21 protein-coding genes and 1 riboswitch are annotated in these 18,779 nt (G+C 49.3%); of the genes, 2 read left to right on the forward strand and 19 right to left on the reverse strand.

All coding sequences use genetic code 11. The annotated features are described in order from the left end of the window. Window positions 1-4: 4 nt before the first annotated feature. The 14 genes from K8U60_RS14200 to K8U60_RS14265 all read right to left on the reverse strand — a co-directional run bounded on the left by K8U60_RS14200 (window position 5) and on the right by K8U60_RS14265 (window position 12,872). Window positions 5-454, reverse strand: a complete 450-nt coding sequence (locus K8U60_RS14200; protein WP_223641216.1) for a GlcG/HbpS family heme-binding protein — start codon at window positions 452-454, stop codon at window positions 5-7. 21 nt (window positions 455-475) lie between these two features. Further along, entirely contained in the window at window positions 476-1,210 is a 735-nt protein-coding gene (locus K8U60_RS14205) for an SDR family oxidoreductase (protein ID WP_263298677.1), read from the reverse strand. An 18-nt stretch (window positions 1,211-1,228) separates the two neighbouring features. Next, window positions 1,229-2,650, reverse strand: a complete 1,422-nt coding sequence (locus K8U60_RS14210; RefSeq protein ID WP_223641237.1) for an FAD-binding protein — start codon at window positions 2,648-2,650, stop codon at window positions 1,229-1,231. Then, the gene (locus K8U60_RS14215) at window positions 2,647-3,588 is read right to left on the reverse strand and encodes an isocitrate lyase/PEP mutase family protein (RefSeq protein WP_223641240.1); all 942 of its coding nucleotides are present in this window, start codon (window positions 3,586-3,588) and stop codon (window positions 2,647-2,649) included. Before K8U60_RS14215 ends, K8U60_RS14210 begins: the two co-directional genes overlap by 4 nt. Then, window positions 3,569-4,366, reverse strand: coding sequence for an adenylyltransferase/cytidyltransferase family protein (locus K8U60_RS14220; protein WP_223641243.1), 798 nt, complete (start codon window positions 4,364-4,366; stop codon window positions 3,569-3,571). Before K8U60_RS14220 ends, K8U60_RS14215 begins: the two co-directional genes overlap by 20 nt. Window positions 4,367-4,387: 21 nt before the next feature. Next, window positions 4,388-5,341, reverse strand: coding sequence for a VOC family protein (locus K8U60_RS14225; protein ID WP_223641259.1), 954 nt, complete (start codon window positions 5,339-5,341; stop codon window positions 4,388-4,390). A 254-nt stretch (window positions 5,342-5,595) separates the two neighbouring features. Next, window positions 5,596-6,609 carry a 4-hydroxy-2-oxovalerate aldolase gene (gene dmpG, locus K8U60_RS14230; RefSeq protein WP_223641273.1) on the reverse strand — a complete coding sequence of 338 codons (1,014 nt, stop codon included), beginning with the start codon at window positions 6,607-6,609 and terminating at the stop codon, window positions 5,596-5,598. A 12-nt stretch (window positions 6,610-6,621) separates the two neighbouring features. Continuing rightward, window positions 6,622-7,500 carry an acetaldehyde dehydrogenase (acetylating) gene (locus K8U60_RS14235; RefSeq protein ID WP_223641276.1) on the reverse strand — a complete coding sequence of 293 codons (879 nt, stop codon included), beginning with the start codon at window positions 7,498-7,500 and terminating at the stop codon, window positions 6,622-6,624. Further along, complete coding sequence (locus K8U60_RS14240; RefSeq protein ID WP_223641279.1) at window positions 7,497-8,288, reverse strand: 2-keto-4-pentenoate hydratase; 792 nt, start codon at window positions 8,286-8,288, stop codon at window positions 7,497-7,499. The genes K8U60_RS14235 and K8U60_RS14240 overlap by 4 nt, the downstream gene beginning before the upstream one ends. 16 nt (window positions 8,289-8,304) lie before the next feature. Then, window positions 8,305-8,781, reverse strand: coding sequence for a flavin reductase family protein (locus K8U60_RS14245; RefSeq protein WP_223641282.1), 477 nt, complete (start codon window positions 8,779-8,781; stop codon window positions 8,305-8,307). Between the two features lie 30 nt (window positions 8,782-8,811). Further along, entirely contained in the window at window positions 8,812-9,765 is a 954-nt protein-coding gene (locus tag K8U60_RS14250; protein ID WP_223641285.1) for a VOC family protein, read from the reverse strand. A 54-nt stretch (window positions 9,766-9,819) separates the two neighbouring features. Further along, on the reverse strand, window positions 9,820-11,004 hold the full coding sequence (locus tag K8U60_RS14255; protein ID WP_223641370.1) for an acyl-CoA dehydrogenase family protein: 1,185 nt from the start codon (window positions 11,002-11,004) through the stop codon (window positions 9,820-9,822). A 32-nt stretch (window positions 11,005-11,036) separates the two neighbouring features. After that, window positions 11,037-11,894 (reverse strand): alpha/beta fold hydrolase, encoded by an 858-nt coding sequence (locus tag K8U60_RS14260; protein WP_223641288.1) that lies wholly within the window; start codon window positions 11,892-11,894, stop codon window positions 11,037-11,039. A 345-nt stretch (window positions 11,895-12,239) separates the two neighbouring features. Then, window positions 12,240-12,872: a GntR family transcriptional regulator gene (locus K8U60_RS14265; RefSeq protein ID WP_223641291.1), complete on the reverse strand. Its 633-nt coding sequence runs from the start codon at window positions 12,870-12,872 to the stop codon at window positions 12,240-12,242. A 183-nt stretch (window positions 12,873-13,055) separates the two neighbouring features. On the opposite strand from K8U60_RS14265, the gene moaC reads away from it, so the two are divergent. After that, window positions 13,056-13,544 carry a cyclic pyranopterin monophosphate synthase MoaC gene (gene moaC / locus K8U60_RS14270; RefSeq protein WP_223641294.1) on the forward strand — a complete coding sequence of 163 codons (489 nt, stop codon included), beginning with the start codon at window positions 13,056-13,058 and terminating at the stop codon, window positions 13,542-13,544. A 121-nt stretch (window positions 13,545-13,665) separates the two neighbouring features. On the opposite strand, the gene K8U60_RS14275 is transcribed toward moaC, so the two are convergent. The 5 genes from K8U60_RS14275 to modA form a co-directional block, all read right to left on the reverse strand. Next, window positions 13,666-14,181, reverse strand: coding sequence for a MogA/MoaB family molybdenum cofactor biosynthesis protein (locus K8U60_RS14275; RefSeq protein ID WP_223641297.1), 516 nt, complete (start codon window positions 14,179-14,181; stop codon window positions 13,666-13,668). Between the two features lie 18 nt (window positions 14,182-14,199). Further along, the gene (locus tag K8U60_RS14280) at window positions 14,200-15,219 is read right to left on the reverse strand and encodes a ThiF family adenylyltransferase (protein WP_223641389.1); all 1,020 of its coding nucleotides are present in this window, start codon (window positions 15,217-15,219) and stop codon (window positions 14,200-14,202) included. A 90-nt stretch (window positions 15,220-15,309) separates the two neighbouring features. Beyond that, window positions 15,310-15,948 carry an ATP-binding cassette domain-containing protein gene (locus K8U60_RS14285; protein WP_223641300.1) on the reverse strand — a complete coding sequence of 213 codons (639 nt, stop codon included), beginning with the start codon at window positions 15,946-15,948 and terminating at the stop codon, window positions 15,310-15,312. A 4-nt stretch (window positions 15,949-15,952) separates the two neighbouring features. Then, a complete protein-coding gene (gene modB / locus K8U60_RS14290; protein WP_223641317.1) occupies window positions 15,953-16,636 on the reverse strand; it encodes a molybdate ABC transporter permease subunit in 684 nt (227 codons plus the stop codon). Further along, complete coding sequence (gene modA, locus K8U60_RS14295) at window positions 16,633-17,406, reverse strand: molybdate ABC transporter substrate-binding protein (protein ID WP_223641335.1); 774 nt, start codon at window positions 17,404-17,406, stop codon at window positions 16,633-16,635. Before modA ends, modB begins: the two co-directional genes overlap by 4 nt. Window positions 17,407-17,632: 226 nt before the next feature. After that, window positions 17,633-17,744, forward strand: a riboswitch (SAM riboswitch). Between the two features lie 74 nt (window positions 17,745-17,818). Between modA and K8U60_RS14300 the strand changes: the two genes are divergently transcribed. Next, complete coding sequence (locus tag K8U60_RS14300) at window positions 17,819-18,487, forward strand: sulfite oxidase-like oxidoreductase (RefSeq protein WP_461752383.1); 669 nt, start codon at window positions 17,819-17,821, stop codon at window positions 18,485-18,487. Window positions 18,488-18,779 lie beyond the last annotated feature (292 nt).

Consider the following 18,779-nt stretch of genomic DNA (forward strand, 5'->3'; position numbering starts at 1 on the left):
AGCTTTACACTGCCTTTGTGCTAAGCTGCTCCACAACTTCCAGGGCGGCTTCACAAACCTGCATGTCATGCGTGTAATGCCCGCCGCTGACACCGATTCCGCCAATCAATTCCCCGTCGATCTTAATCGGGTAGCCGCCGCCAAAAATAACCAGACGCTCTGTATGTACCAGGCCATGCAATAACGGTGGATCATCCTTCAAACGGTCATACCATTCATGTGTCGCACGGTTATAAGTTGCTGCTGAAAAGGCTTTGTTCTGTGCGATATCGAGGCTCAATACCGGCGCATTGTCCATCGCCGAGAAAGCTTTAAGGTTTCCGACTCTGTCGACAATCGAGATGCTGAAAGGCATGCCCAATTCTTTTCCTTTTTCTACTGCAGCCTCCAATAGTTTAGTGGATAATTCAAGGCTGATATTTTTTGATGAGATTGCTGATACGAATTCAGTCATTTTTATCGTTCCCTTCGCGTTTTATTTTTGTAAGCTGGCGATCGGCTGTCCTGCACCGAACGCTTCAATCGATGCTGCTGTAACTGCGACCATTTTCGGCAGACATAAGTCAACCACTACATGGGCGATGTCGATCGGCTTGAGCCAGCCGCTTTTATCGACATCCATGCCCAAGTCATCAATCATTCGGGTGTCGACAGGGCCCGGATTCACTACATTTACGCGGACGCCATGCGGTTTCAATTCTTCTCCCAAAGCTTTTGAAAATCCGATGATGGCGTGCTTGGATGAGATGTAAGCACTTCGGTTCGGTCCGCCTTTGGTTCCCCAGATCGAGCCGATATTGATGATGACGCCGTCCCTCTTTTCAATCATTCCCGGTACGACTGCTTTGCTCAAGTTGAACGGGGCATCGACATTGATATCGTGCACCCATTTCCATTCTTCCAGCGTCGTTTCTGTAAATGGCTTGAGGCTCATGACACCGGCATTATTGATCAGGATCGTCACTTTTCCAAGTTCATTTTCCACCGTTTCAACTGCTTGTTTCACTGCCTCTTCGTCGCCCACATCGCAAATGACCGCGATTGCCCGGACGCCGTATTGTTCAGTGATCAGATCTACCACTTCCTGGCATTCATCTGCACTTCTGGCGCAGACCGCTACATCCGCTCCATATGAAGCAAGGAGAATGCAGGTTTCACGGCCGATTCCACGGCCGCCACCTGTGACCAGCGCCACTTTCCCTGTTAACAAAAGCTCCACCCCTTTTCATTAAGAATAAGATTTCACGTTTGAAGAAATGTACTCCACTGCATGCTCCCCTGAACGTTTGCCGAACACAAGGCCACGCAACACTGACGTACCGCCAGGGTATTTCCCGTAATAAAGGCCGGTCATCTCTCCTGCAGCGTACAGGCCTGGTATCGCTTCGTTGTCATTGGATAAGACACGACCATGGACATCGGTCGCCAGCCCACCGTTGGTAAAGACGTTGCAGCAAATAATCGGATAAGCGATATACGGCCCTTGATCGATCGGTACAGCCCAATTGGATTTGGGCGGTTCGATGCCGACAGCTTTTTTGCCATCCTTCTTGTTCCATAAAAATTCGCCAGGTTGTACGGCCTTATTGAAATCTCCGACCGTCTTCGCCAGGACCTCTGCAGGAATGTCCAGCTTCTCCGCCAGCTCTTCGATGGTTTCTCCGGTTACGGGCGGCTGTTCGGTTTGCAGCGCTTCCTCGTAATTTGGAATATCGTATAACTTCTGATCGGTGATCATATAAGCGACGTGGTTCGGCAACTCATAGAAAATTTTACGCGCCACGGCTTCATATTGTTCATCGATCGTCGATGCACCTTCGTCGACGAACCGGTTGCCGTTCTGGTCGACAAGGATGGCGTACGGGTATGTCATGACGCCCGCTTCTTCCCGGTTGCTGCGAGGATCGACCGGTTCGGCATGAAAAGCGTCCCATTGCCCTGATCCTTTAGCGCCGAGCTGCATAGCCATGCGGATGCCTTCACCTTTATTGAAGAGACCGCCTTCGGCCACCGGTGGAATCTTGTGGGCATCCCGTCCGATGTATTGCGCCATCATTTCCTGGCTTCCCTGGAAGCCACCAGATGCCAAAATGACCGTACTGACACTCAAATCAATCGAGTTGCCGCCTTTGATGCGGATTTTCAGCCCTTCGACTGCGCCTTCTTCATCCAGGCTCAAATTCCAGGCCGTCGCTTCATAGATGATTTCCACACCGAGTGCCCGTGCACGCAGCGACAAGGTATCGATCAAGGCGCGTCCGCCGCCGACAGGCAACAAGCGCGGTTTGGCTGATGTCAAAAACATCGTCGGCAAATAGTCGAACCCGACCCCTTTCGATTCGACCCACCGCAAAGTCGGTCCGGCATGGTCGTAAAGTGTTTCAATATATTGGCGGTCTGAGAAATTATCCGAGAACGCCATCATGTCTTCCTTAAAGTTCGGTGCCGGCTGATCGATGGTCTCCATGCGCATATACGCCGCTGTCCAACGCGAGTTGCCGCCCCGGTTATCAAAGTCTGCCCGCTCGATGATGGCGATCTTCAATTGCTGATCCTGTTCCTTCGCTTTTTCTGCAGCTGCCAGCGCCGCCGCTGTTCCTGCTGCACCACAGCCGATAATGGCAATGTCATAATCGATTTCTCTCGTCATCGTTTGCGCACCTCCTCTAGTACATCAAATTCAAGGTATTGCTTTTCCCATTGCTTGATCTGCTTGAGCTTGAACAGTTCCTGCCGTTCTTCCCACGTACAGATGAACTCATGGATGTTCTCCTGTGACTTGTCCTGCTGCAGGATCCCCAAGCTTTGTTGAATGCCTTTGATAGCTGAACGCAATACGGTATTGGCACAAAGCATGATCTGGAAGCCCATCTTTTCCGCTTCTTCCAGCGAAACAAGCGGTGTGCTGCCGCCTTCAACCATATTGATGATATGGGGGATATCCGGAACCTGCGCCGTAATCTGTGTCAGCTGTTCAACGGTGGTCGGGGCTTCAACAAAAATGACATCCGCTCCCGCTTCCTTATAGGCATTGGCCCGATCGATCGCCTCTTCCATGCCATAGATGGCCAGGGCATCGGTTCTTGCGATGATCGCCAAGTCTTCAGCTTGCCGTGTATCGACGGCCGCCTTGATTTTATTGACCATCTCTTGTTTTGAAATCACTTGCTTGCCGCCGAAATGCCCGCATTTCTTGGGAGCTACCTGATCTTCAAACTGGATAGCCGAAGCACCTGCCCGCTCCAATTGTTTAACGGTGCGCATCAAATTCAATGCATTGCCGAATCCGGTATCTCCGTCTACGACGATCGGCACATTGGTGACATCCGACATGCGCGCTACCACATCCGCTATTTCAGTGACCGACGTGAGTCCGACATCCGCCCATCCGAGCTGGGCGTTGGAAATTCCGGCGCCGGTTGCATAGATAGCGGGAAATCCGAATTCCTCGATCATCCGTGCTGTCATTCCGTCATAAGCACCCGGCAGTAAAAATGCATTCGGCTGCTCAAGTAATTGTTTAAACTGGTTATTTTTCGTCATCCAATCATCCTCTGCCATTGATTTATCAAGCGAAGCTGAAGACATTTTCTTCAACTTCCTTATGCCATTTGATGGTCATGCGCCTGTCTGAAATAAAGCCGATGCGGTTGAAATTAATCTGCCGGTCGGCCGTCACCTGCAGAATGCCGGTCATTTCGCGGTCATGGCATTTCAGCGTGACGACGTATTCACCGGCTGCCGGCAAGGTATAATGCGGCAGCAATCCATTTTCGGGGCACCATTCGATGGTATAGGCTTCACCCATCATGTTCTGCAGGAACTCGATGTCGCCAGTCGCCAACTTTTCGCGGATCCGCGTTGAACTGATCTTATCTCCGCAGACTTCCACTTTCGCCACTTCCGTTACACCGAACTGGCCGCCGCCATGATTGGCAAGCGTCGTGACATTTCCCGCTCCTTTAGAGCCATACGTGTAATCAAATCCGCAGACAACATGCTGTGCGCTTAACCCCACCAGATAATCCTGCACAAACTGTTCGGGAGATAAGGCGGCGAAATCCAAATTGAATTCAACAATCAAGAACAGATCCACACCAAGCTCTGCCAGCCGCTGCTGTTTTTTCTCCAATGGCATCAAGTAATCGACTTGCACTTTGCCTTTCGACAAAACACTTTTCGGATGCGGGAAAAAGCTCATGACCGACAACGGCAATCCCAGCAAATCCGCTTTCTTCTTCGCTTCTTCGATAACTGTCCGGTGGCCTTTATGCAATCCGTCAAAAAATCCAAGGGCGATGACATGCGGTGAAAGTTCAAGCTGGTGCTGCTGCAAGTTCGTGTAATCGATTTCGATTGTTTTCATGAGAGTTCGCCTCTTTTCTCCTTATTTCGCTTCGATGGTGATGTTGTTCAATTCCTTGTCCTGCACTGAATCTCCCCAATACGTATTGCCGACTGCCCGTTCTTTCATCGTCCATTCGACCGGTTCCCAGTCGGGTTCAAAGATCAAATAGCCGCCAGTGAAGAGTTCTACGCGGAAACCGCTGCCGGGATCCATGACGTACAAGTAAAGAGCCTGTGAAATGCCGTGTTTTCCTGGACCGATGAATTCGATATTGTTTTCGCTGAGGATATCCGCCGCCCGCAGGATGTCCTGTGAATCGTCTGACCAATAGGAGATGTGGTGGATGCGGGCCGGTGACGGCAATGATGGCTTCTGCGCCAACGCCACATCGTGCACCAATTGCGTTACGCTCATCCAACCTGCAATGATATCGCCATTGTCATCCCGCAAATACTCACGCATATTGAATCCCAGCTCCTTCAGGAATTCGTAGGTGATGCCGGCATCCGTCGAGGTGTGAATATTGACGTGGTCCAAGCGTCTCGGTGAAATCCCTTTTGCCCAGGCTTTATAGGTCTGGTTCTTCAATACCGATTTCCGGTGTTCCTCGGGCGCTGGGCGTTCGATATCGTAATACAATTCAAACGTATGTCCGCTTGGTAGCTGGAACCGGATCGCTTCGCCGATGCCCGGCGTTTCACCAGCCGCGTAATAATCCACTTTTACGCCGTCATTTTCCAGAAGTTCCCGGAACTCTCCGACATCCTTGCGGTTTTTCGTTCGCCAGCCGATGTATTTCACATGGCCGCTGTCCCCTTTTTCAATGGATAAGGTATGATGCTGAAAATCTCCCCATGCCCGTAAATAATGGACGCCATCAATTTCCGTCGTTTCCTCAAGCCCAATCACTTCTTTGAAGAAATGCAGGGATGCCTCTAAATCTGGTGTCACCAACGACACATAACCCAACTTCGCAATTTTCGGATTCGCCATTTTCTTTTCGCCCCTTTGTATGCGTTTACAATTATTTCTCTTTGGTTAATAAAGTTTGTAGAATATACTGAAATATTACACAAATCATTTCTTGCATACTAGAGTAGAAATTATCCGTATTGGAGGTGGTTTTCCGGTAGTTTTTATTAGTTTTTTAAATAGAATCATTTTGATATCGAATAAAATGCAGGAAAAAAACGCTGTAAAGAGCGTCTCTCTGCAGCGTTTCCAATTTCCTCTATATGAAGTCTTCGTTATTGCGTTTTCTTCGCCGCAAAACTCTGGGCAACATCATAAATCAAATCTTCCTGTCCACCCACTGCCTTCATGCGGCCGAGTTCCACGAGGATGTCGCGTTCATCGACACCGAACTTTTCAGCAGCTGTCTGTGTGTGGAGCAAAAAGCTCGAATAGACGCCCGAGTAGCCCATGATCAAGCTGGAGCCGGTAATTTCCTGTGGCCGCTGCATGAATGGGGCAACGACTTTATTCGCCACATCCATGATTTTGTACAAATCGATTCCGGTGTTATAGCCAAGGCGTTCCAGAACCGCCACCATTACTTCTGTCTGTGTATTGCCGCTGCCGGCGCCAAGCGCGCGCAGGCTGCCGTCGATATAGGTGGCGCCTGCTTCAACCGCCGCTATCGTATTTGCCATCGCCATCGACAGGTTGTTATGGCCGTGGAAGCCGATTTCACAGCCCACCGATTGCTTCAGTGCCGTGATGCGTTCCGTCACTTCATGCGGCAGCATATATCCCGCCGAATCGGTCACATAAATCACTTCAGCACCATAGCTTTCAAAAAGCTTGGCCTGCTCGACGATTTTCTCAACACTCGCCATATGGGCCATCATGAGAAATCCGACCGTCTTCAACCCCAGTTCCCTGCCGAGTGCGATATGCTGGGCCGCAACGTCCGCTTCCGTGACATGCGTCGCCACACGGACCATTTTCGCCCCGGCTTTCACTGCTTCCTGCAGGTCTTCTTTAATGCCGATTCCAGGAATCAGCAGAACCGAAACTTTTGACGTTTTGCAGACATCCGCTGCCGCCTCGATCAGCTTCAGCTCGTCCACTTTCGACAAACCATATTGCAGGGACGAGCCACCCAGGCCATCGCCATGGGATACTTCAAAATAATTGACGCCTGCCAAATCCAGCCCTTTGGCCGTATCGCGGACATGCTGTTCCGTAAATGCGTGCTTCATAGCGTGACTGCCATCCCGAAGTGTCACGTCCAGTATTTCAAATGACCGTTGCGTCATTGGATTCTCCTCCTAAACCTCCGTAGCCATCAGCTGCTTCGCCATTTCGTTTGCTACTTTCGCCGCTGCTGCGGTCATGATATCCAGGTTGCCTGAATAAGGCGGGAAAAAGTCGCCCGCCCCTTCCACTTCCAAAAAGACCGAAACTTTACGGCCGTCGAACTGGGGTGCTCCGCGCAGACGATAGCCAGGAACGTAGCTTTGCACTTCTTTTACCATGTCATTGATCGACTTGATGACGGCTTGTTCCTGCCCTTCATCAGCCATTAACGCGTGAACGGTATCCCGCATCAGAATCGGTGGTTCTGCCGGATTCAGAATGATGATTGCTTTTCCTTTTTTCGCTCCGCCCACCTGCTCGATCGCTTTAGAAGTTGTGTGGGTGAATTCATCGATATTGGCGCGTGTTCCCGGACCCGCACTTTTGCTGGCGACGGTTGCGACAATTTCTGCATATTCGACTTCCACTACACGGCTGATTGCATTGACGATTGGAATCGTTGCCTGTCCACCGCAAGTCACCATATTCAAGTTCGGTTTTTCAAAATGCTCATCCAAATTGACAGTCGGCACAGTGAACGGGCCGATTGCTGCCGGTGTCAGGTCGATGACTTTTTTACCGGCCGCCACCAACAGTTCGCTGTGATGCTTGTGCGCCTTCGCAGACGTCGCGTCAAAAACGATGTCAACGAGCTCCAGTTTTTCCATCAAGCCATCGATGCCATTCGCCACCACTTCATAACCACGGTCAGCTGCACGCTTCAACCCTTCCGATTCAGGATCGATGCCCACCATGACACTCATCTGCAACGCATCGTTGCGTTCGATCTTATACATCAGGTCGGTGCCGATATTGCCGGATCCAATAATGCCCACTTTCAGCTTTTTCACACCCGCTCACCTTCCCTTACAAACGATACCGACACATCGCCAAGTTCTCCGAAGTCAGCTGTAAAATTTTCATCCGCTTCAAATGGAACCGCTTTTGACAACGCGCCTGCCAAAATGAAATAGCCTGCACGCAATGTGATGCCGTATTCCGCTACCGCATTGGCGAGCCAGGCCACCGCTTTTGCAGGATGTCCCATCACCGCTTCGCCCGTCGCCGTATCAAACCATTCGCCGTTTCTGTAAGCATTCATTTCAACAGCTGCCAGATCCACATCTTTCGCATAGGAGCGTTTGCTGCCGAATACCGCGCCTGCTGAAGAACCATTGTCCGCTACTGTATCTTCAAATTTGAATTTCCAGTCTTCGATGCGGCTGTCGATAATTTCGATGGCCGGCACAACGTAGTCAGTAGCGGCCAGGACGTCTTCAACTGTGACATTCGGTCCCTTCAATTCATTCTTCAGCACAAAGGCAATTTCAAACTCGACTTTCGGCTGGATAAACTGCTCCACATTGACTGAGCTGCCCTGCCCGAAAATCATCGAATCCAGGATATGGCCGTAATCCGGCGTATCCACATTGAACATATCCTGCATGACTTTACTGGTCAGTCCGACTTTCAAGCCTTTGATTTCCGCGCCTTGCTCCACTTTTTCCTGAATTTGAAGCAATTGGATCTGGTAGGCATCTTCAACAGAAATCGCTTCTGACGAGGATGTGAATGGAGCAATCGGTGCTTTGTTTTTTTCAGCTTGCTTCAGCTTTTCTGCCGCTGCTTGAATATCCATCGAATTCTCCTCTCCCTTATACGACTGGCGCTTTTTCGGCTAACGCATGGTATTGGCCGCTGAAGAAAATCAACGGGTTGCCTTCTTCCAGTTTGATATCCAGCACTTCACCGATCAATAAGGAATGGTCCCCTTCGACATGTTCCGCTACCAGCTTGCAGCTGACTTGCGCCAATGCGTTCGGAATGACCGGATTGCCTGCTAATTCACTGAATGCGACTTTGCTGTCGTCTTTCGCCTGTCCGGCAAACATGCGGGAATAATTTTCCTGATCTGACGCCAGAATATTCACTGCGAACTTCTGGGAATCCTGCACCTTCGCCAGGAAGCGTGCTTTATGGCCAATCGATACGACCACCAGCTTCGGCGTCAATGAAACCGACATAAATGCATTTGCTGTCATGCCTGCAGGCTCGTTTTCAAACTCTGTCGTCAATACAGTGACCCCTGTTGTAAATTTGCCCATTGCATCTCGGAATAAACGATCATCCATGATGATTCCTCCTCTATTTTGGTTTTAGTTTTATGCTTTAATGGTCGGATTGTTTTCTGTCTTGGTATCTGTCTGGTCGCCCCAGTAAGTGAATCCAACGTCCATTTCGTCAAGTGTCCAAACAATCGGCTCCCAGTCCGGTTCAAAGATCAGGTAGCCGTTGGTGAAGATTTCAACACGCACTCCACTGCCTGGATCGATGGCGTAAATATACATGGCCTGCGAAATACCGTGCTTTCCTGGCCCTACAAAATGAATGCCGTGTTCTGTCAGGATATCCGCTGCCCGCAACAGGTCCTGTGCATTATCCAGCCAATAGGAAATGTGGTGGACTTCATTGGTGGAAGCGGCATTCGGGTCATGGCTGATGGCGATATCATGCACTAATGCAGTAACACTCAACCAGGCGCCGACCAAACTGCCGTCCGGTGCCTGTACGCATTCACGCATCTGGAAGCCCAGTTTGTCCATCAGGAAATCCGCCAGTTCATTGGCTGGTAAAGAAGACAGCAAATTGACATGATCGATTCGTCTCGGTGATACACCGCGCGCCCATGATTTATGGGACTGGTTTTTCAGTACAGAACGGCTTTTCGGATCTGCCAATGTTTTTTCCATTTCGTAATAGATCTCCAATGTATGGCCGCTCGGCATCTTGAAACGGAACGCTTTGCCTTGGCCGGCTTCGATGCCTTCTTCGTTCCATGTGATAGGAGTTCCTGACTCTTCCAGGATTTTTGCAAAACCTTCTACATCCTCCGGTTTTTTCGTACGCCAGGCAATATGATCCAGCTTCGCTTCGTCACCCTGACGAATAGTCAGTGTATGATGCTCGAAATCTCCCCATGCCCGCAGGTAATGAACGCCATCCCGCTCTTCCGTTTCTTCTAATCCCAATATTTCTTTAAAGAACCATAATGATTTCTCCAAATCCGTTGATACCAATCCAAAATGCCCCAATTTTGCGATTTCCGGTTTGCTCATCCCAAATTCCTCCTCTTGAGTATCTTTGTATACTGAAATTTCAATCTCCTTAGTTTAGACGAAGTACGTATTCGGTTCCTGGCCGCATATGACTCTGCCATATGTCTCGATCAGGCTTGATGGTGTGATGAAGCCGTGCAGGTGCATCGACAGGAAATCACGGTAGACCAATTGGAACAGGTTGTTGTTATAAGAGAACACCGAACCGGCACCTTCTGTCAGCAAGTCGATCGCTTCTTTGCAGAGCTGATTGACGTAACCGAAATCTGCTTTCATGCGAATGCCTTCCTCCATCGTCAATTGCAATCCTCGAATGGAATAATCATCCAGTATATCAACTGCCCGGTACAGATGAAGCTCGGCAGAATCGATTTTCAGCTGCGCTTGCGCCACTTGCATGTGGGTGATCGGCGCTTCGCTCATTTTTGCGTAGAAAGTATTGCCGATGCCCGCTTTTTCGACGCGCTCCATATGAAGATCCATCGCCGCCTGCGCCAGTCCAAGTGCAGGAGCCACAATCGATAAAGTCAACGAAGGGACAAAAGGCGTCTGATATAAAGGAATATCGCGCAGCGGCTCGATCATGTACTCACCTTGTCTCGCCAGGCGATCGAGCGATACCCGATGCTCCGGAAGAAAGACGTTTTCGACTTTCACGCTATTGCTTCCTGAGCCTCTTAAGCCCATTACATTCCAGTCATTTAAAACAGTCACTTCATGTCTCGGCAGCACCATGATGGCCATTTCCATGCCGCCTTTGCCGTCATCCACCGGAAATCCGAAGTAGAACCAATCGGCATGAGGGCTGCCGGAAACGAATGGCCATTGGGCTTCTTTGATCGTGTAGCCGCCCTCCGTTTTCTCGATTTCACATTTGATCGGTTTAAAGTTCCCAGCCAGAATGACGTCCTGCCCTTCACCGAAAATTTCATCCAATGCCTGTTGGCCGAATGCGTAGGAAATCATGTAATCCCGGATGTTGCTCAGTGATACGAACCAGCCCGCCGATCCGTTGCCGCGGGAAATTTCCGTCACCACTTCTGTATAGGTGCGCATATTCGTTTGGTAGCCTCCGAAGATTTCCGGACGCAGAACCTTCAACAGCCCATTGCTGCGCAGTTCTTCAATCACTTCATCGGATAATTCGCTATTGCGGTCAATTTCCAAGCTCAGGTCTCTTAACTTCGGAATCAACGCGGTTCCGCTTTCCACCAGCATCTTTTTCGTATCTGTCGCCATTTGAGTCAATATAAACACCCCTTATCTAATTTTTAAGCGCGGTTCAATACTTTATTGCGGTTGAAGAAATCCTGAGTCAGTTTGATGAAATTCTCTCTCTGTTCAATCTGTGCCCAGTGCCCGCATTGCTTGAAGACATGCAGTTCAGCATTTTCCAGGTATTCCATTACGTACAGGCTGCTTGCCAATGGAACAAAACGGTCCTGATGTCCATGAATCAAAAAGAATTCGTGTTTCATGCGCTTAAGCGCGGAAGGCGGAACCAGCATATCGGACAATTGGGTCTTACTGAAGTTCTCTTCGTAGGATTTGCGGACTTCCGGACGATTGAACAGCTCCATGCGTTCTTCAACGATGCTATCCAGCTTTTCTTCCATCCCCGTTGTGTCGTATAGGAACCAGCTCAATAAGTTGCGCAAGGCTTTCGCCGTCGGATCTTTATGGAAGTTCGCCAATTTGCTGAGTTCCGGTGTCGGCTCAGTTAACCCGCCGCCAGCACCCATCAAGACAATGCGGTCGAAACGGTCCGGTGTATCCATCGCCAGGAACAGGGAAATGACACCGCCCAGTGAATTGCCGACCAGATGAACCTTTTCCAGGTCCAGTGCGTCCATCAAATTCAACACCTGCTCGATCCGCCAGTTCATCCACTGCGCTCCGTTGGCCGGATACTCTGTCGGATGATCCGTTTCGCCAAATCCGAGGAGGTCAGGAGCTACAACGTGATAATTCTCGGCGTATTCCGCCAGAACCCCTTGCCAGTTCGAACTCGCACTCGCTCCAGGTCCGCTGCCATGAAGAAAAAAAATCGCCTCGCTGTTGCCGGCTCCTCCCTCGTGTATAAATGTCTCATATGCGCCTGTCTGGACTTTCCGTTTCGTGATTGTCATTCTGTCCACTCCCCAAGTAAAATTTTAGATGATTATTTTCAACCTTCTTTTCAACAGAATCAATTCATTTTCGCCTTTTTTATGAACAACTAATATTTCAGTGTGTCTATACGTAGCCCCTATCCGATAAAATCCAAAGCATCGGTTTTCCGTTTACACCCTCCCTTTCATCTTCCGCTCGATCCCGTGTCCGCTTTAGTAAAACGCTTACATTGTTCTTGTAACTGATTCTATGCGGAATAAACTAAACTTTCAATGATATTTGAAAACTCAATAAATAGTTATCTAATTCCATTCTGTTTTCTGTATATAACCTACTAAAAACAGTCTTGATATCTGCCAGATTCAATCCATATGTCCGTATTTACCAATAATAAATTGCGCAACCCGCATCAAATGCTTTTTCATCAACAGTTCGGTCAGCTTTGAATCCCCATCGCGCAGCGCATAATAAATCATGCGGTGTTCCGCTTGCGACTGTTCACGATTAGCTCCCCGGAACAAGGTTTCAGAAGCATTGAGGTAGTTCAGGTAATCCCAATTGATTTTATTTGTCTGGAACGCATAGCTATTATTGGCTGCACGGCAGATCATCGTATGGAAATCCCGGTTCAAGTTCTCGTAATCACCCGGTTCAATGGCAGGCTGCTCCATCGCTTCCAGCAATTTTTTCAATTCCTCAAGTTGAAGCTCGTTGATGGACTTGGCCGCCTGCTCTGCCAGGAAAACATCGATATTGACGCAGAGCAACAGCCTTTCCTGCACTTCCCGGGCATCTGGCCGCCGCACAAAAACACCGACCTGGGGTGTAATGGTAATATACCCTTCCCGTTCTAAACGCGACAATGCCCGGTGAATCGGTGTTCGGCTCATCACCAGCTGCTCCGCCAGACGATTGATGCTGATCGCTTCTTTCACTGAGAATTTCCCCTCAATGATCATTTTCTTAATTTGCTTGTATGCCTGTTCTTCTTTCATTTTTATTGCCCCTCGCTTTATTTATGTAATGTTCCGACTTTAAATTGAACTATAGTCGGCAGTTCTTCTACTTGTCAATAAAGCTTTGTATGGAGTACAGCCAAAAATGGTTAATTGTTCAAAAGGAAGAGACCTCCCAGCCATGCTATACTGAAATCACTTACTAGTGAAAGGATGATTTCTTTGTCTGAACTGACTCATTTCAATGCCCAGGGACGCGCCAAGATGGTCGACGTCTCCGATAAGAAAGACAGCGTCCGCACAGCCCGCGCCACCACTTCGGTTTTGTTGAACAAAGCGATATACCAACAGATTAAGGAAGGCACCAATAAAAAAGGCGATGTTTTCGCCGTTGCCCAGGTCGCCGGCATCATGGCCGCCAAAAATACCGCCCAAATCATCCCGATGTGCCATCCTTTGGCTCTCAGCGGAGTCGATATTGAATTCCAATGGAATGTCGATGAAGACGCCAATCATTTTGAAGTCCTGTTGACAGCCGAAGTCAAAACGAAGGGGCCGACCGGTGTCGAGATGGAAGCACTCACTGCGGCTTCAGCTGCTGCTTTGACCATCTACGACATGTGCAAAGCAGCCGGCAAGGAAATGGTCATCGGACCGACCATGCTGCTCCAGAAAACCGGTGGGAAATCAGGCGATTACGCACGCGACTGAACGACAGTGGCAACTTCACCGTTTGATCAAATCCATAAAAAAGCCTCAAAAGCCGTCATTTCGATGACGGCTTTTGAGGCTTTTGGTATTAAATTATGAATGGCTCTGTTTTGTCAGCCGGTTATTCACCAGTCTGACGATGCTTAGTCAGCTCCGAATGGATATGCTGGATTTCCGGCAAAATCAGGCGTTCCATCGCCAGTTTTACAGCTCCACGGGATCCAGGCAGGACAAAGATGGCTTTATCATTGGCTACACCTGCCGCCGCCCGGCTTAAAAGGGCTTTTGTGCCGATGTCTTCAGTAAAGCTGACGTAACGGAAGAGCTCGCCAAAACCGTCAATTTCCTTTTCAAACAACGGCTCGACCGCCTCTAACGTAACATCGCGTTTGGCGATTCCTGTTCCGCCGGTTGTGATGATTACATCAATTTCATCCTGTTCCAGCCAGTCGGAAATAGCGACACGAATAGCCGCTATATCATCTGCCACTATGTCGTAAGCGACAAGTTCCAGCCCTTCATTCCCAGCCAGTTGCTGAACGAGCTGTCCCCCGGTGTCCGTCTCTTTTGTCCGCGTATCGCTGATCGTCAACACTGCCACACGGACATGTTGAACCCCTTCGAATGATTCCGACATACAAACTCCCCTTCCTGATCAACCGAATACTTGATGGTATAATTTCCGGCCTTCTGTCACATTGTGGACGCCGTGAATCAGTAAACGTCCGTTTCCGAATAGTATCATGCGGTGGTTAAAGACCTTCAATTCGACAAAATAAGGTGTTCTCCTTACTCCCGCTTCCAGCCGGTTGCCCACTTTTTCAGCGTCGTCCAAAGTGATCGGACGATTCGGATCAGGCAGAATCTGCACGGCATCACGACCGCATAAAACGGCATAGGCGTTCACTCCTGCTTCGTTTAGCGACGGGAATACTGCATCTGGCCCGCATGTTTTGCAGGCAGGGTCCTTGATGCGCGACACTCCGATATCCAATTGGCTATTGTCCCACATATTGAAGTGATGGATCTTTTTGCGCATCGCTTCACGGTTGCCGCTCAACCATTTCAGCGCTTCTGTACATTGAAGTGCAGCCGTCACCTGAACCGCCGGCGAGATGATACCGACCGTATCACAGGTTTCATTGATGGCTGGCAACACAGGCAATAGGCAACGGAAGCAGGAACTTTCTCCAGGTATGAACGGGAAAACCACTCCCGAACTGCCGACACAGGCGCCGTAGATCCAAGGTACGCCGTATTTTACAGAAGCATCATTAATCAGTAGGCGAGTTTCAAAATTATCGGTGGCATCCAGGATCAGATCGCTGACAGCAGCCAATTTCTCCATTCCTGCCGCATCCAAGTGCTCCAGATAAGTGATTAGATGGAGATCACTGCGAATCGCTTTTAACCGCTGCTCCGCAGCCGCCACTTTCGGCAGCATCTGCTGGGCATCCGTTTCCGTGAAAAGCTGTTGACGCTGAAGATTTGACACCTCCACATAATCACGGTCGACTAAATGGATGGTTCCGACGCCTGCACGCGTCAGCGTTTCTGCAATCGCCGAGCCCAAAGCTCCGCAGCCGACGATGGTGACAGACGATAATCCGAGCTTTTCCTGGCCGGTCTGGCCAAGCGGTTTGAATAACACTTGCCTTGAATAGCGTTCATCCACATTGTTTCCCACTTTCCTGCCGCTTGATCGTCCAAACGGTTTCTTCGTTAGTATCACTTTATCATGGCCAATCTATAACTGCAGTCCCTATCAAAATACTGTTTGCTCCGTCATCTGTCCTTTTTCAATCCGGATGATCCGGTCTGCCAATTTCTCAGCATCGGCAATCCGATGCGTCACAAAGATGATCGGTATTTGCCATTGCCGGTGAATCCGCAGCAGTTCGTCCTGGCAGCGGTCACGGTTGGCGTCGTCCAAAGCTGAAAATGGTTCATCGAGCAGCAGGATATCGGGCTGGACGGCCATTGCACGCGTCAACGCCACACGCTGCTTTTCGCCTCCTGAAATCTGGTGCGGGTATTTGGCCAGCAGCCCGGTGATTCCAAGGATTTTTGTAAGTTCGGTAATAGGTGATGTATCCGCGACTCGCGACAGCGCATACAGAATATTCTGTTCCGCAGTCAGATGCGGGAACAGCGCGTAATCCTGAAACAAATAGCCCACTTTCCTTTTTTGGATTTTAAGCGGCTTCTGCCCTTCCCTGTAAAAATTCCGGCCGTTCAATGAAATTTCCCCTGCATCCGGATGGACAATTCCCGCCAAGCAGTTCAGCAACGTGGTTTTGCCCGAACCGGAAGACCCCACAAGTGCCAGAATTTCCTGCCCCAGTTCAAACTCCATATCCAAGTTAAAATGATCCAATTGCTTTTGAACATCCACTTTAAGCATCTGCTCACTCCCTGCCGATTCGTATTGCGTTTTTTTTGCGCCAGTAGTTGACCCAGGCGATGGCGGCGACTCCAAGCGAGGAAATGATCAGCACCCAAAACAGGGCTTTTTCCATATCGCCTGCTTCATAGGCGAAGTAAATCGCGAGCGGCACCGTTTCCGTAACGCCCGGGATGTAGCCGGCAATCATCAAAGTGGCCCCGAATTCACCGATACCCCGTGCAAACGCCAGGATTAATCCCGCCAGAATACCCGACCAGGCAAGTGGAAATGTGATGGTCCGGAAAATCCGCCATTCGGACACGCCCATCGTCCGCGCCACGTTTTCCCAACGCGGATCCACTTTTTCAAAAGCGGCCAGAACGCTTTGATACATCAGCGGCAAAGACACCACAAAAGACGCAATGGCTGCGCCGATCCAAGTAAAGACGACACGAAATCCAAACCACTGCTCCAAGAGGATGCCGAGTGGACCATTGACGCCGAATAAAACGATCAAGCCGAAGCCGATAACCGTCGGCGGCAAAACCAAAGGCAGCAGAATCAGGGCTTCCACGAAGCTTTTCCCAAAAAAATCACGCCTGTTCATCAAGCGGGCAAGCGCCAGGCTGGCCAGAAATACAAATAATGTGGAAATGACCGCGACTCTCAGCGATAACCAAAGTGGAGACAAATCATATGGCGTCATGGCGCTTTTCCATCTCCCGGCAAAAAGCCGTAGTCTTTAAAAATGGCCTGGCCTGTTGGACCCGTGACAAAATCCAGAAAAGCTGCAGCAGCCTGCTGATTCTCTGACGCGGTTACAACGGCTCCGGGGTAGACGACAGGATCTATCTGTCCGGGCAGCTCGAGCGTCGCTGTTATTTCCCGGGAAATAACGGCATCGGAAGAATAGATGATGCCAAGACCTGCATTCCCGCTTTCTACGTAAGTCACCACTTGCCTTGCGTCTTTGGAATAGATTAGACGCCCTTCAAGCGGCTGCCATAACCCTTGGCTTTCCAATGCCTGCCTTGTATACGCTCCAACCGGCACGCTGTCAGGCTCTCCAACGGCAATGGTTTCTTCTGCATCCATCACTACTTCCTCAAAATCCACCGATTCCGGGAACTCTTCCAAAGAAGCCAGAACCAGCCGATTTTCAGCAAATGGACTGATGCTTGCAGCGTCTATGAGCTGCTGCGATTCGAGCAGGTCCATATCCTTTACGCTGGCCGATAAAAACAAATCTGCAGGTGCCCCTTGCTCGATTTGGCTTCTCAGCTTGCTGGATGATCCGTAATTGAAGGATAAGTCAATATCCGGTTCCACCTGTTGAAATTCCTCTTCCATCTTTTTCATCACTTCCGTCAGGCTTGAGGCTGCCGAAACCAACAGCTCACTGTCGTTGCCAGCCGATGTATTGCTGCAGGCGCTCAGCAGGATGGCTATGCTTATAATAGTTATCATTTTTTTCATTAATAAAGACCCCTTATTCGTTTGAAATGCAGCTCACCGGTTCCGGTAAATTCTCCACGTACCTTTAGTATAACGCCAGCTGAAGAGAAGCTAAATAATTTTGCGAATAATCTTGTAAGAAACAGAGCATTTGAGTAAAATAAAGAGAAACTTCAATCAGTAAAGACTTTTTCACTCTTCACTGATGAAAGCTGAACAAATTCAACAAAAAATTAAATATGCTACATCCTTATCAAGAGAGGCAGAGGGAATGGCCCGACGACGCCCGGCAACCGCCAGTTAACGTAACTGGAATGGTGCCAAATCCATCAGAAGCACGATGTTCTGAAAGATGAGGAAGAGAATTTCACGAGCAGATAACCACTCTTCCCTTTTTCAGCGGAAGATTTTTTTATTTTAAGGAGTGATATCTATGAAGTTGAGCAAAGCCGAACGAATCAAAAAAACACGGGTACCCGTAGTGGATCCCGCACTGGCTGAACGCCTGCCACCTGGCCAAGTGCTGACCGAGCGCTTTCCGGTCCTGCACGAAGGCGAAGTGCCGGTCTATGATATGGCCACCTGGACCTTGAAGATCTTTGGCCAGGTCGACAAGGAAGTTACACTGCATTACGACGACTTATTGAAGTTGCCACAAACAACGATTATCCGCGACATCCACTGTGTCACACGCTGGTCCCGCTTCGATAATACATTTACAGGTGTCCGCTTTATCGATCTGATGAAAGAATTGGGCGTAACACCGAAAAGCGGTTATGTGATGCTTCATGGTGACAATGATTACACCACCAATCTTGCCCTGTCCGACCTCGACCGGGAAGATGTGCTGCTTGCCCATTCACTTGACGGCGAACCACTGACAGCCAAACACGGTTATCCGCTGCGCTTCGTGGTGCCTCATCTGTATTTCTGGAAAAGTGTCAAATGGGTCCGCGGCATCGAATTCATCGATGAAAACCAACCTGGCTTCTGGGAGCAGAACGGCTTCCACATGAACGGCGATCCGTTTCAGGAAGAGCGTTTTTCAGGTGAAGATCTGGAGATTCCAGAGGATGAATGGGAGAAAAAGGATTTTGACTGAGTCCAGTTATAGTCTTATGATTCCTGAACTATTGAACTGTCACTTTAAGAAATAACTTGCATCAACTTAAACTTTATTTTGCGTATTATTTCAAAGAACCCATCAACCTTTCATGCGAAGGTTGATGGGTTCTTTGAATTATATGTAGAATCTATTGCTGCTTCCGATAATCCCTCAGATGTAAACTCGTTATCTGTAAAATTCATAGCTTATTTCAAAAAATACAATAAGATGGACCCGAGAAAATTAGGTGTTATTGACGCCTGATTTTGTCTAGAAATTGACGGTTCTT

It is taken from the genome of Planococcus circulans, from assembly GCF_020023385.1.
Lineage (GTDB): Bacteria > Bacillota > Bacilli > Bacillales_A > Planococcaceae > Planococcus.